Source organism: Enterococcus devriesei (assembly GCF_001885905.1).
GTDB classification, from domain to species: domain Bacteria; phylum Bacillota; class Bacilli; order Lactobacillales; family Enterococcaceae; genus Enterococcus_A; species Enterococcus_A devriesei.
In genome coordinates this window covers 383656-398410 of sequence record NZ_JXKM01000001.1, presented here as the reverse complement: position 1 = coordinate 398410, position 14755 = coordinate 383656, and the positions used below count along the sequence as shown (strand labels likewise).

Below are 14755 nucleotides of genomic sequence, written 5' to 3'. Positions count from 1 at the left end.
TTCCGGAATGATTTATGTCATTCACCGATTGTCCATTCAGATTAATTTTTACTTTCTTTCCTGTTAGGAACGGGGTAAAAACTAGACCAACATCCTTTTTTCATCTTGTTTATTTTAACATAACCCTATAAAGCGAACAAATGGTTAGAGAGCAGTCATTTCCTTTTGATTTCTATTTTGATATAATGACCATAAATTTGGCTTAAAGTTACGGATTTCATCTCATCTTCTCCCCAATCAAATTCCGAAAGCAATTTGATTCTTCCTGAAATGGAGAAAAAAGTGGGTTTCTTTGGATGAGACACGGGACAAAGACCAAACTATTTTTTCTATCAGAAAAAATAATACATGGACATAAAGCAAGGAGGAATTTTTTTTGACAGTAGCAAAAATCGTTTATGCCAGCATGACGGGAAATACCGAAGAGATCGCCGACATCGTGGCCGAAGCTTTTGAAAATTTAAATATTGACGTAGAAATCGACGAATGCACACAAGTCGAAGCGGAGGATTTTGAAGACGCTGATATTTGTGTCGTTGCAACCTATACTTATGGTGAAGGAGATTTGCCAGACGAGATCGAAGACTTTTATGAGGACCTAAAAGAACTGGACCTTACTGGAAAAATATTTGGGGTCTGCGGTTCTGGCGATACCTTCTACGATCAATACTGCAAATCCGTCGATGACTTTGACGCCGTCTTCGAAAAAATCGGCGCGACTCGCGGAGCGGATAGTGTAAAAGTCGAGATGGCAGCTGAAGAAGAAGACATTGAAAACTTAGAAGCCTTCGCGAAAAAAATCGCCGATGCAGCTTCGTAAAATACTATTTGGGGATGAGCTCGTTGTTGCTCATCCTTTTTTATTAACTAACCTTCGTTGTCAAAGAAGGAAACATTTTATTCCTTGGAGACTCTTTCTTTTGAGAAAACGTAAGAAATGCTATGATAGTTCTAACGAAATGGAGGGGTTGAAATGACGTTACCTAATTTTGAAACATTGTTAAAAAAATACGCCCATTTAATTACAAAGGTTGGTGTGAATATCCAAAAAGATGATACGGTTGTTGTTTATGCCAGTGTGGAACAAGCTGAGCTTGCCCGACTAGTAACAAAAGAAGCCTATCAACTTGGTGCTGCAGAAGTAATCCTGCAATGGAACGATGACACCGTGCAACGAGCATTTTTAAGTCATGCGGCAGAAGATCGGATTATGGAAGTGCCGGCTTATAAAGTCGATGAAGCCAACGTGTTTGCGGAAAAACGCGTGACCCGGATCAGTATCGTTTCACAAAATCCCGATGCATTATTAGGTGTAGACACAAATCGTGTCGCAGCTTACCAAGCCGCACGAGGAAAAGCCCTACAAGCCGTCATGGAAGCGACACAATCCAATAAATTGCGTTGGACCGTGGTTGCGGCAGCTAGTCCAGCTTGGGCCAGCAAAGTTTTTCCCGATCTTTCTTCAAGTGAAGAACAAGTAGATACACTTTGGGATGAGATTTTTAAAACCACACGAATCTACGCCGAGGATCCCGTTGCAGCTTGGGAAGAACACGACGCAGCGATGCGCAAGCAAGCCGAGCGCTTGAATAAGGAACAATTTTCGGCGTTGCATTACACAGCGCCAGGAACAGATATCACGATCGGCTTACCAGAAAATCATGTCTGGGAAGGTGCTGGCAGTTTTGCGGCAGATGGTAACGAATTTATGGCCAACATGCCGACAGAAGAAGTCTTCACCGCTCCGGATCGCAATCGAGTGGACGGCTATATCACTAGCACCAAACCACTAAGTTATGCAGGAACAACGCTTAACGAAATGAAATTCACCTTCAAAGACGGCGAAGTCGTGGAATTTTCTGCTAAGTGCGGCGCGGATGTCTTAGCTTCTTTATTAGACATTGACGAAGGGGCCAAACATCTAGGCGAAGTCGCTCTTGTACCAGATCCTTCACCGATTTCACAATCAGGGATCACTTTCTTCAATACCTTGTTCGATGAAAATGCTTCAAATCATTTGGCGTTTGGTGCAGCCTATCCATTCAGCGTCGAGGGCGGGACAGAAATGACGAAAGCCGAGTTAGCCGCTGCCGGCTTAAACAGCAGCCAGACCCATGTCGACTTCATGGTCGGTTCTAATCAAATGGATATTGACGGGATTCGTAAAGATGGCTCTAAAGTACCCATCTTTAGAAACGGCGATTGGGCTTAATAACGTAAAAAATATCCTCTTAGAAAGTTTTTTCTAAGAGGATATTTTATTATAAATACAGGTTCTATTTGCGAATAAATGGCTTCTTTCCAGTAGTAACTTCTTCGGAAACAAGCTGACCAAGTCCAAAAATAGGAGAAACAATTTTCAGATTAGCCGGCTTGTTTCTTGAGACTGAGCACTCCTGTCACAGTCTCTCTTGTATGTTCCCGACTGGAATCGAACCAGCGACCTATCGCTTAGGAGGCGATCGCTCTATCCTACTGAGCTACGAGAACGGGGCTTGATATGAATCTCTATTATTGTAGCGATTTTAACTTATTTTCGCAAGCGCCGTCGAAGATTTAATAAGTCTATTTTATAATTAAGATTTTTCATTGCTAATCAAATCGAAAAAAAGGGAAAAGACTTATTTTCGTCTTTTCCCTTTGCTTTTCTTTGGTTTCTTCTTTTTTGGATCAGCTTGTCTTACTGGCTCTTCCGTCAATAACTCGCCGCCGAATAAATAAATCGGTGCCAACTGAAGCGCTAATTTTTTAGCGATCTTTGTTAAGTCCGCCTTCTCCTGCGGACTGACCAATGTGATCACGACCCCGGATTGCCCCATTCGGCCTACCCGACCCGCTCGATGCAGATAGCTTTCTTCACTTAACGGCACGTCTACATTGATAACAAACGGCAGCGACTCGATATCTAAGCCGCGACTCGCCAAATCAGTCGTCAACAGGCCTTGCGCCTGCTGTTTTTTAAATTGTTCGATCGCGTTTTTACGAGCGATTTTTGACTGATCTGAAGCTAGACTAACAACTGGCAATTGATGAAAGGCTAATTTTTCTTCACCACTGCCCATATCACTTAGCTGATTGAAAAAGATCATACCCCAAAATTCCGGCAGATTCAATAAACGACGCAATTGATCCACTTTCTTACGATCCGTCGTTTCTAAATAGAAATGTTGAACTTCGCCTTGACTCTTGTCTTCTTTAGAAACATCTACCACTTCTAAGTCCGTTTCAAGTTTTTTCAATTCATCCAGCACGACATCCGCCGTAGCAGAAAAATATAAGCGTTGCGCCTGATTATCGGCGGCTTTCATGATTTTTTGGATCAGCTGCAAGCTTTGTCCTTGGATCAATTGATCGACTTCATCAAAGACTAGCGTTTTGATATTGGCCGCCTTGATTTTTTTGGCGGTGATTAATTCTAATACTCGTCCTGGCGTACCAATCAGCACTTCCGGCTTCTTCTTTAAGGCTTCTTGCTGGCGTTTGACATTGGCTCCGCCGATTAAAGGCTGCGCCTTCATGCCTGATCCCGCCAACCATTTACGGGCGACTTCCACGACTTGCATCGCCAATTCCTGTGATGACGTCAAAACCAGGATTTGACTAGCTACACCGACTTCTAATTGGTTAAGTAAGGGCAATAAGTAAGCTAGGGTCTTGCCGCTGCCGGTGGGGGCGATCCCGACTAAATTTTTTCCTTCGGTAATTGGTAAAAAGACTTTATTTTGGATCAATGCTGGCTGTTGAAATCCAGCTTCTGTCCAATTCTTTTGTAAAAATGGCACAAATGTTTGACTATCCATAATTCCCTCTATTTCTCGTCAGCATCAAAAACGATGCCTGCACTTTTTCTCATATCATACAACACTTGGTTGACATTGCGGGCCAATTCCACCCACTCTTCATAATTCGTTCCTAATGTTCGATCCGTTGGATTCAAAATTACTTCAGCAAACGCCGCCGCTTCTTCAACCATTGGATTTTCTACCCGCTGCACACTTAGTTTTATTTTTCGCTGATGATCACGGTCATGGAAGACGGCTTCATCGATGGAGTGAATCGCGTCCAGTACTAACGTCCCATTACTTAAAAAAATCTCTGCTGGTTGATAGCTGTCACTAATTTTCCCCGTACGAATGGTCACATCAAATTCTTCGTAACGCAAAATTCCTGTGCCGATTCCATCAACATCCGTTTGAATTTTTTTTGCAAAATACAAGCTCTCATTAGGCATCCCAAACCAAGCTAGCGCCGCATAAATCGGGTATACGCCTAAATCGACTAAGGCTCCGCCAGAAAAATGAGGGGAAAAGATATTTGGTTCTTCGCCGTCTAAGACTTGATCATACCGTGAAGAATACTTCATGAAACTAAAATCCGCACCGATCGTTTGATCCTTTAGTGGCAGAAAATCAGCGATGGTTTTAAAGGCCTGCTCATGAATATTACGGGCTGCCTCAAAAAAGAAAACCCGTTGCTGATTCGCCAGTTCGATGATCTCGTCCATTTCTTGCGGCGTGGAAAAGGCGGGTTTTTCAACGATGATATTTTTTCCCGCTAAAATAGCCTGCTTCGCTTGTTCAAAGTGCAGACTATTTGGCGATGCGATATACACCGTATCAACATGCTGGATCGCAAAAAAAGTAACCAAATCCGTCGCATATTCCACATCTCCATAGTTTTCGCCAAATTTTTGAGCGGTCTCTAAACGTCGTGAGTAAACCGCCGCAAGCTGATAGCTGCCAGTTTGGTGAGCAGCTTGGACAAATTGGTCCGTAATCCAATTGGTACCGATAATTCCTAAATTGATCATACTTATTCCACCTTTCATTGATTAGGGTCAATAAATTTTTGTGTTAAATCAAAAGGAACTGCCTGTTTGATTGAAATACTTTGTTGATCTACGTCACAATTATACGCTAAAACCGTGACGCCGTCTGCCAATGCCCCCTCCACCGCAGAATACAGTGCCGGCTGCATCTGACGATGAATCGTCGCTCGTGAAACCGTTGGGAACTGTACGACAAATAAAACATAACTATGATAGCCCATCGCCTGTGCGACCCGCAGTTCTTCCACATGCTTTAAGCCTCGCAAAGTCGGTGCATCCGGAAATGCGCCGATGCCCTGATTTTCCAGCGTCATCCCTTTGACTTCCACAAAGCCTTTTTCTTGTTGATCGGTCTCAAAATAAATATCAAATTTTGAGTGCTCAAACGTATATTCACGTTTCAGAAAGGTGATGGCGCCGCGCAAGCCCGGCAGCGCAATTTTTCCAGCTAAAATCCCTTCAGCTGCTAAGGCGTTGGGAATCTGAGAATCAATGTTGATCCACATCTCGCCTTTTCGTACCGCAACTAAATCATAGGCAGTCTTACGCTTGGCCGAGGGCTGATAATTGACGGCAACCAACGCATCCGTTAAAAATAATTCCTTGTTCCGGCCCGTATTTTTGACGTGAGTGATAATGTCTTCTCCCGTCTCAATTAAGCGACAACGAGCGATAAATCGATTGCTTCTTTCAATAAAGCTTGCTAAATGGATCTCTGAATAGTTCATTTTATCTAAATCCTTCTAAAAAAAGTTAAATAGTCCTTAAGCCTGATGGAAAGATCACGGACTTTATTATATAGTATAACAAACAAGATGTGAACGACGCTTGTTTCGCTTTACATCAGGTAATTATACGCTATTTAATTAAAAAAATTATTTATTTGTGGATGTTTAGCCGAATGGTATCAGACTTGAAGTGAACCATTTTTAAATTTGTGTACTAAGATTGAGAAAGGATGCCAGTTCTCCTTTCTTCTTTAGCAGATTAGCAGAATGGTATACGGCTCGAAAATAGAGCAAATTTTTTTAAAATTTGTACATTAAGATTGAGAAAGGAGTTTTTTTGATGAGATTAAAGTGGCCTTTTTTTCTAACCTCTCTTGGGATTGCGGCGGCGGGAGCGAAGCTAGTGCGCAGGCATGAAACGCAGGAGCTGAATAGCTTGTACGTCGGTTCTTGGGAATTTTCTCATCCCCGCGAGAAAAGACTCCACACAATCACGATTTATCCTGATCTATCGATTATTTTAGATGGCAGTGCCATCATTTACCAGCTGATTGAGTTAAGTGAACAAAAACTAGCGATCCAAGATCAATTTGGTTACCATTTAATCATCAAGACTAAAAATGGAACCCCAGATACTTTGTACGATGAACTAGATGATATTTCTCTGACACTTGTACCAACAACGCTCAATCCGCCAAAAAAAGGTGTACCGATGCAATAATCGGCACACCTTTTTTGTTTACTGATAGATCAACGTCCGTAGCATTTGATCGACGTTTTCTGCAGCTTTACGGCCTTCACGAATACCCCAAATTACCAAGCTTGGTCCTCTTCTAGCATCACCAGCCACATAGACTTTTTCATTGTTAGTCGTGTAATCTTCGTAGATTTCTTGCACATCAAAAGCATCTAACAAGCTTTTCTCTGCGCCGGTAAAGCCCATCGCCAATAAAACTAAATCAGCCTTTAAGACTTGCTCCGTTCCAGCTACTGGTTGGAAACGATTGTCGACTTTTGTCGTTTCGATGGCAATTACTTGTCCCCGCTCGGCTCCGACAAAGGCGGTCGTTGAGGTATTGTAATAAGTCAATTCCTTATTTTCCAACAGGCCTTCTTCCTGACCATAGCCTGTGCGATCCACCATCGAGTATTCCGGCCACGGATTATTTGCTGTCCGTTCAGGCGGTAATTGTGGCGTGATCTCCAGCTGCTTAACAGAAGCCGCACCTTGACGAATCGCGGAACCAATACAGTCATTCCCGGTATCGCCGCCGCCAATGACTACAACGTGCTTACCTGCCAGTTTTTTACTGGTGGCCTCTTTGCCATGCTTCAGCACATCTTTCGTACAATCCGTCAAATAATCCACCGCAAACTGAATACCATGTAACTCGCGGCCTTTGATTTTCAAATCTCGTGGTACACTAGCACCACTAGCAACAATCACGCGATCGTATTTTTCCTGTAGTTCTTCTGCCGTAACGTCGACACCGACTTCGGTATTCAGCACAAAGGTGATTCCTACCGCTTCCATCACATCGATTCGACGTTGTACGATGTCTTTATCAAGCTTCATGTTTGGAATACCATACATCAGTAATCCTCCGGCACGATCGCTACGTTCATACACCGTTACTTGATGACCTAGCTGATTTAAGCGCCATGCGGCTGAAAGCCCCGCAGGCCCGGAACCAATCACCGCAACGGTAAAATTGGTTCGTTCCACCGGCATGCCGTCTGCTTTGACCCAATCCTGCTCAAAGGCATTATCAATAATAAAGCGCTCATTGTCATGAATCGCAACTCCAGCTCCGTTCAAGCCCTCGGTACAGGATTTCTCACAAGGTGCTGGGCAAACCCGTCCCGTCATTTCAGGCAACGGATTGGTCTTAGCTAACCGCTCAAAAGCATTTTTAAAATCCCCGCGATAAACGAAGTCGTTCCATTCAGGAATCAAATTATCGTTGGGACAACCTGAGACCGCGCGTTTGCCCCCGTAAAAGATTCCGGTATGGCAAAAGGGAATGCCACAGTTCATACAACGAGCTGCTTGCTCTTGCCGCTCTTCCACACTTAAAGGAGTTTGCAGCTCTTGCCAATCCTTGACCCGTTCTTCTACCGGACGATAGGGATTATCCTTCCGGGCATATTTTAAAAATCCAAATGGGTCCGCCATCTTAGCCACGCTCCTTTCCAGCCGGTGCAGTTTGTTCACCGATCACCTCAACAAAGGCTTTTTCAATCAATTCCTCACCTGTTAAGCCGGTTTTCGCCAGCTCTTCAGTGACCCGAATCATTTCATGGTATTCTCTTGGATAGACTTTGACAAAGTGCTTTTGCGCTGTCTCCCAATCATTCAATAATTGTGCCGCCTTCAAGGAATCCGTATAAGCAAAATGTTTTTCGATCATTTCTTTCAAGACGCCGTCATCACCTGACTCGCCGAATGTAAAGAGCTCCACCATTTCCAGATTGCATTTTTCAGCAAAGGTCCCAGTCGGATCATAGACATACGCGACACCACCGGACATCCCCGCCGCAAAGTTTCGGCCGGTTGGTCCTAAGATTACCGCAACCCCGCCGGTCATGTATTCACAGCCATGATCGCCGACGCCTTCTACCACAACATTGGCTCCACTATTGCGGACACAGAAACGCTCTCCCGCTTTGCCGCGGAAATAACCTTCACCGCGATTGGCACCAAAGCAAACGACATTTCCCACGATTGGAGAATTTTCAACATCATATGCCGCATCCTCCGGTGGAACAATAATCAAGCGTCCACCACTCAATCCTTTGCCTACATAGTCATTGCCTTCGCCAATCAATTTCAATTCCATTCCTTGCGTAATGAATGAACCAAAGCTTTGACCCGCAATTCCTGTATACGTATATTTGATTTGACCCTGCGTTAACGCATAATTGCCGAAACGTTCCGCGATCCAGCCGCCCATTCGTGCGCCGACTGTGCGATTGACGTTGTTGATTGGATAAGTCATCTCCACTAATTCACCATTTCTGATGGCACCTTCCGCGAAATGATCCAATTCAGGCCATTCCCGTTTTTCTTTGAAGGGATCTTCCGTCTTTCGTTGAATCCCCACGCTAGTTGAAAAGATGCGGGAAAAATCTAATGATTTGGCTTTACCTTTTGCAATAAAACGAGGCTGTAAGACTTCGGTGTGACCGATCATTTCGTCAATACTTCTAAAGCCGAGCTCCGCCATGATCTCTCGTAAATCCTCCGCGATAAAATGCATCATATTAATTAAGTGTTCAGGTTTACCAACAAAGAATTTCCGTAAGGCTGGATTTTGGGTCGCCACCCCGACCGGACACGTATTCAAGCTGCAGACCCGCATCATGACGCAGCCGATTGCAACTAGCGCCAATGATGCAAAACTATATTCCTCAGCCCCTAATAAGATCGCCATCGCGACATCCCGACCAGTCATCAGCTTACCATCTGTTTCTAACGTCATTCGTTGACGTAGATTGTTCATTGCCAAAGTTTGATGGGCTTCAGCGACACCCATTTCCCACGGTAGCCCGGCATCCCGAATCGAATTTCGCGGCGAAGCCCCGGTTCCACCGTCGTACCCAGAGATCACAACGACATCGGCGCCTGCTTTCACCACTCCGGTAGCAATCGTACCGACTCCGGTGCTTGAAACCAATTTAACATTGATCTTGGCATACGGATTGATCGCTTTTAAGTCATAGATCAGCTGCGCCAGATCCTCAATCGAATAAATATCGTGATGAGGCGGTGGCGAGATCAGTCGGACACCTGGTGTCGAGCCGCGAATCTCTGCTACCCATGGAAAGACCTTATTCCCCGGCAACTGTCCGCCTTCACCCGGTTTCGCTCCTTGCGCCATTTTGATTTGTAATTCTTCTGCGCTCATTAAATACTCAGCATTAACCCCGAAACGACCAGAAGCCACTTGTTTGATCTTACTATTAAAATTCTTACCATCCGCTTGCGCTTTGAACCGTTTGCGATGTTCGCCGCCTTCACCACTATTGGATTTTGCCCCAATAGCATTCATCGCCTCAGCGATACATTGATGAGCTTCTTCACTTAAAGAACCATAAGACATCGCGCCGACTTTGAAACGTTTCACGATTTTACTCGCCGGTTCCACCTCAGATAATTTTACCGCTGGTCGCTCGTTTTTAAATTCCCAAAGCGAACGCAAGGACGTTGGTTCATCCAGCGCTTCTTGATTCATTTGATCGACATAATGCTTGAACAACTGATAATCACCTGCACGAACTGCTTGCTGGAAATTATAGATCGTTTTAGGATTGAATAAATGATGCTCTCCGTCTGCCTTATATTGGAAACTCCCGCCAGAAGCCAGCAGATCATTTTGCCGCGAGCCATAGGCAGCTTCGTGCCGGGTCAAATATTCTTCTTCAATCTGGATCAAGGACAGTCCACCAATTCGGCTGGCTGTTCCAGTAAAGTATTTATCCGTCACCTGTTGACTAATCCCCACTACTTCAAAAAGCTGAGCCCCATGGTAACCGGCGATCGTCGAGATCCCCATGCGGGACATGACTTTGACGATGCCTTTTTCCGCTGCTTTACGATAATTTTCCAAGCCATTTTCAATCTCAAAGGTTTCCAAGGTCGCGTAGGCCCCATAAGGATGAATACCACTGGCTCCATAACCGATCAAGGTCGCGAAATGATGGACTTCGCAAACTTCCCCAGAGTCTACCACTAGACTCACGTGAGATGCTTTTCCTTTGCGGACTAAATGATTGTGCAACCCAGAAACAGCCAACAAGATTGGCAGCGCCATTTTGTCTGAAGCAAACCCGCGGTCACTTAAGATTAAGATCGTCGCTCCTGCATCAACGGCTCCTTCTGCTTCTTTAAACATCTGCTCCAAGCTGTCTTCTAAAGCATTTCGCGCACCAACACGATACAAGGTCGAAACAGTCACGACTTTTTGCTGCTTGGTAGCTAGTTGTTGAATCTTTTGGAAGTCACTAGTGCTTAATACCGGACTGTTGATTTTTAATTTTTGACAATTTTCAGCCTGATCCACTCGCACATCGCCATCACGGCCTAAAAACATTTCCGTCCCGATCACAAGCTGTTCGCGAATCGCGTCGATTGGCGGGTTGGTAACTTGGGCGAATTGTTGTTTGAAATAAGTAAACAAAGATTGCGACTTGTCGCTTAACACGGCTAACGGAGAATCAAAGCCCATTGAAAGAACCGGTTCTTCCCCTTTTTCCGCCATTGGTAATAAAGCCCCGCGAATAATCTCATCCGTGTAACCATTCAGCTTCCACATCATCTGCAATTCTTTTTCCGATAATTCCAGCGGTGCGGCTTCCACCTCAGGCAACTCTGTTAAGGCAATTCTGTGCTCCGTCAACCATTCACGATAATGATGAGCCTTCGCATATTTTTCTTTGATTTCTTGATTACGGTAAAACTTGCCCTTCGTCGTATCGACTAAGATCATGTTAGCGGGTCCTAAAACCCCTTTTTCAATCACATTGGAAGGTGCGAAGTCGACGACGCCGGATTCAGAAGCCACCTGTACAAAGCCATCCTTCGTAATCGAATAACGAGAAGGTCGTAAGCCATTCCGGTCCAAGGTCGCTCCCACCATCTCACCATCGGTGAAACACAAAGCTGCCGGACCGTCCCAAGGAGCCATGAAGCTGGCATTGTATTCTTGAAAAGCGGTCATTTCTTCGCCTAAGTTGGCTTCTTCCGACCAAGCTTCTGGTACCATCATCATCAGTGCGTGAGGAATGTCACGACCGTTGCGGTAAAGATATTCCATACAGTTTTCCAGTTTGGCAGAATCTGAATCTTCTTCATTATAAACTTCAATATCATGACTCTTCATCCAATTTTCTGAACCTCGTAAGGTATTAATCTCTCCATTATGAGCCAAGAAACGAAACGGCTGTGCTCGATCCCAGCTAGGAAAAGTATTGGTAGAAAAGCGTGAATGAACAACTGCGATACTCGCTTCAAAATCTTGGTCCTTTAAATCATCATAAAAGATCCCCACTTGATAAGCATGGAGCATGCCTTTATAGACGATCGTTTTAGCGGATAAGCTACAGATCGAAAGCTCGCCAGCATGATAAATTTTTTCTAGTTTTCGGCGTAGACGGAACAAACGATCTTCAAACTCACGATCCGTTGCTACATCTACTGGTCGCTTAATGAATAACTGTACAAAGCTAGGCATGACTTTTTGCGCACCTGGCCCACAGTTTTCGTATTGAAAAGGAACATCGCGTTGCCAAATAACGGGATAACCCGCCGCTTCAATTTCAGTGACTAAAGCTTTCAACAAGCCTAGCTTCTGCTTCTCTTCCGTTGGCAGGAAAAACATTCCTACCGCATATTGCGACTTCGCTGGTAGCTGAGCCCCAAACTTTTGGGCTTCTCTTTGAAAAAACTTGTCGGGAATTGTCGCTAAGATACCCGCTCCGTCCCCTGTCTCAGGTTCTGCGCCGGTACCCCCTCGATGGTTCATTCGTTCTAACATCGTTAATGCATACTCCACCAATTGATGGGACTTTTTGCCCTGCATTTGAGCAATAAAGCCCATACCACATGCATCCTTTTCAAAAGCAGGATCATACAAGGTCGGGGCTTTGGTATACTGTTCCTTTAACATTCACATCAATCCTTTAAATAGTTTGACAATTCTCATTTATTTTTAATATCCTACCCTTTTTATAACGATTGTGCAAGTTTTCTAAGAACTTTTTTTTAATTACCGCCGTTATAACATCTCTGTGTCTTTAAAATAAAAATCCAATCAAATGGAAATAAAAAGATTTTTTTGATAAACTAAATCTGATATGCTTCGTTATGAAAGGATGAACATCAATGACACCGAACCGCGAAGATTATTTAAAATTAATATTAGAATTAGGTGGCGACGAAAAAAAAGTCAGCAATAAAAAAATCGTTGCCGGTTTATCCATTTCTGGAGCTTCGGTCAGCGAAATGATCAATAAATTAGTCAAAGAAGGCTTGGTGGAACACTCCCCTTATCAAGGAGTACAATTAACGCCAGCTGGTTTGAAAAAGGCCAGTGCCTTAGTCCGCAAACATCGTTTATGGGAAGTGTTCTTAGTCGATCATCTCGGCTATTCCTGGAATGAAGTCCATGAAGAAGCAGAAGTCTTAGAGCATGTGACGTCTCCTCAATTGGAAGAGAGATTGGACAATTATTTAAGCCACCCCACCTTCTGTCCTCATGGAGGCATGATCCCTCAGCAGGATCAAACAGTCCATGAAGAGGAACGAATGACTTTAGCGAACTATTCTGAAGGAACTCAGATCCGCATCGCCCGTGTCTTAGACGAGAAGGAGCTGCTGGATTATTTGATGGACTTAGGCGTAAAAATCCACGAAGAATTTACCATCACGAATGTCGCTGCTTATGAAGGGCCAATTACTTTACAAAACCAACAAAAAGAGGTATCAATCAGTTATAAAGCCGCATCAACGATCTTCGTTGATGCCCTATAAGATTTGAGTTTGTCTGTCCTTGGAAGCGGTGACCTCCAGGGCAGAATTAGCACTTATGTAATCACTACTAACTACGAGGAGCGTAACTTTATGGAACAAGCTGCATTATTTACGATATTTGGCGGAACCGGCGATCTAGCACAACGGAAATTGTATCCTTCGTTGTTTCGCTTGTATAAAAAAGGCAATCTCGCTGAACACTTTGCTGTGATTGGAACGGCTAGAAGACCTTGGAGCGACGATCACTACCGCGAGATCGTTTGTGATAAAATCAAAGATTTGAATCCTACCGATGAAGAAAAGAAAGATTTTGCCAGCCACTTTTATTATTTATCCCATGACGTGAATGATACTAAGCATTACGATCAACTAAAGGACTTATCTGACAAATTAGACGAACAATATGGTTTGCAAGGCAATCGGATATATTACTTGGCGATGGCACCTCAATTTTTCGGTACGATCGTTAATCATTTGAAGTCTCAAGGGATTTTGACAACAACTGGCTACAATCGTTTAGTGATCGAAAAACCTTTTGGCTTTGACTACGATTCCGCGGCTGAATTGAATCAACAAATCCGTAATGTCTTTCCAGAAGAAGACATTTTCCGGATTGATCATTACTTAGGCAAAGAAATGATTCAAAATATTTCCGTGATTCGTTTTGGTAATAATATCTTCGAATCCCTTTGGAACAACCGCTATATTGAAAATATCCAAATCACTTTTTCCGAAGCGTTAGGCGTAGAGGATCGAGGCGGCTATTATGAACAAAGTGGTGCCTTGAAAGATATGGTTCAAAATCACATCCTGCAAGTTGTTGCCTTATTAGCGATGGAAGTTCCGACTTCTTTTTCAAATTCCTCGATTCGCCAAGAAAAAGTCAAAGCTTTAGAAGCGATTCGCCGCTATTCGTCAGAAGAAGTTTTACAAAATTTCGTCCGTGGACAATATGACGCCGGAACGTTAGATGGTAAAGATTTTGTCGCGTATCACGACGAGCCTAAAGTCGCTGAAGATTCCCTGATGGAAACTTTCGTAGCTGGTAAATTCTTAATCGATAACTTCCGCTGGTCAGGTATTCCTTTCTATATTCGCACCGGTAAACGGATGACCGAAAAAGGTACCCGAATCAATATCGTGTTCAAACAATTACCAGTCAATGTCTTTAATTTTGAACAAGAAGAAGCCAAAGGCGCTGACTTGCCGCAAAATATTTTGACGATTTATATTCAACCAACAGAAGGGTTCTCCTTGACCTTAAATGGCAAAAAAATTGGCCAAGGCTTTAATACGGAACCGGTCAAATTAGACTTCCGTCAAAGCGCTGAAGTGACAGAAAATAGTCCTGAGGCTTACGAAAAATTATTACTAGATGCTCTAAATGGTGATGCTACCAACTTTTCTCATTGGGACGAAGTTGCAAACTCATGGGAAATCGTTGACCGCATCCGTCACACTTGGGACAAAACAACACCAGGCTTTCCAAACTACGCTGCTGGAACCATGGGCCCCCAATCTGCCTTTGACCTGTTAGCGAAAAATGGTCACGAATGGACTTGGCAGCCAGATCAATGGTATCGTGAACGTGGTAAACTAAACTAGCCTGATTGAAGCTGAGTGATTTTTCTCAGCTTCTTTTTTATGCACAAAGAAACCCGTGTCAGC

Annotated in this window: 10 protein-coding genes and 1 tRNA gene; 5 read left to right on the top strand and 6 right to left on the bottom strand. The window is 43.8% G+C overall.

Annotated features, from left to right (window positions below; translation table 11 throughout):
- The first annotated feature begins 376 nt into the window (after positions 1 to 376).
- On the top strand, positions 377 to 820 hold the full coding sequence (locus RV00_RS01820) for a flavodoxin (RefSeq protein ID WP_071860891.1): 444 nt from the start codon (positions 377 to 379) through the stop codon (positions 818 to 820).
- A 153-nt stretch (positions 821 to 973) separates the two neighbouring features.
- The gene (locus tag RV00_RS01815; RefSeq protein ID WP_071860890.1) at positions 974 to 2212 is read left to right on the top strand and encodes an aminopeptidase; all 1239 of its coding nucleotides are present in this window, start codon (positions 974 to 976) and stop codon (positions 2210 to 2212) included.
- Positions 2213 to 2416: 204 nt separating this feature from the next.
- On the opposite strand, the gene RV00_RS01810 is transcribed toward RV00_RS01815, so the two are convergent.
- From RV00_RS01810 to sfsA, 4 genes are all read right to left on the bottom strand, one after another.
- Positions 2417 to 2490: transfer RNA gene (locus RV00_RS01810), tRNA-Arg, on the bottom strand.
- A 131-nt stretch (positions 2491 to 2621) separates the two neighbouring features.
- Positions 2622 to 3800, bottom strand: coding sequence for a DEAD/DEAH box helicase (locus RV00_RS01805; RefSeq protein ID WP_071860889.1), 1179 nt, complete (start codon positions 3798 to 3800; stop codon positions 2622 to 2624).
- An 8-nt stretch (positions 3801 to 3808) separates the two neighbouring features.
- Positions 3809 to 4810, bottom strand: coding sequence for a Gfo/Idh/MocA family protein (locus tag RV00_RS01800; protein ID WP_071860888.1), 1002 nt, complete (start codon positions 4808 to 4810; stop codon positions 3809 to 3811).
- Positions 4811 to 4824: 14 nt separating this feature from the next.
- Positions 4825 to 5556 (bottom strand): DNA/RNA nuclease SfsA, encoded by a 732-nt coding sequence (gene sfsA / locus RV00_RS01795; RefSeq protein WP_071860887.1) that lies wholly within the window; start codon positions 5554 to 5556, stop codon positions 4825 to 4827.
- A gap of 340 nt (positions 5557 to 5896) precedes the next feature.
- On the opposite strand from sfsA, the gene RV00_RS01790 reads away from it, so the two are divergent.
- Entirely contained in the window at positions 5897 to 6277 is a 381-nt protein-coding gene (locus tag RV00_RS01790) for a DUF4828 domain-containing protein (protein WP_071860886.1), read from the top strand.
- Positions 6278 to 6295: 18 nt separating this feature from the next.
- Here RV00_RS01790 and RV00_RS01785 read toward each other — a convergent pair whose 3' ends face one another.
- Together RV00_RS01785 and gltB are read right to left on the bottom strand one after the other, a co-directional pair.
- Positions 6296 to 7732 (bottom strand): glutamate synthase subunit beta, encoded by a 1437-nt coding sequence (locus RV00_RS01785; protein ID WP_071860885.1) that lies wholly within the window; start codon positions 7730 to 7732, stop codon positions 6296 to 6298.
- A 1-nt stretch (position 7733) separates the two neighbouring features.
- Positions 7734 to 12224, bottom strand: a complete 4491-nt coding sequence (gene gltB / locus RV00_RS01780) for a glutamate synthase large subunit (protein ID WP_071860884.1) — start codon at positions 12222 to 12224, stop codon at positions 7734 to 7736.
- Between the two features lie 215 nt (positions 12225 to 12439).
- On the opposite strand from gltB, the gene efaR reads away from it, so the two are divergent.
- Together efaR and zwf are read left to right on the top strand one after the other, a co-directional pair.
- Positions 12440 to 13087: a transcriptional regulator EfaR gene (efaR, locus tag RV00_RS01775; RefSeq protein ID WP_071860883.1), complete on the top strand. Its 648-nt coding sequence runs from the start codon at positions 12440 to 12442 to the stop codon at positions 13085 to 13087.
- Between the two features lie 90 nt (positions 13088 to 13177).
- Complete coding sequence (gene zwf / locus RV00_RS01770) at positions 13178 to 14692, top strand: glucose-6-phosphate dehydrogenase (RefSeq protein ID WP_071860882.1); 1515 nt, start codon at positions 13178 to 13180, stop codon at positions 14690 to 14692.
- The last annotated feature ends 63 nt before the right edge of the window (positions 14693 to 14755 follow it).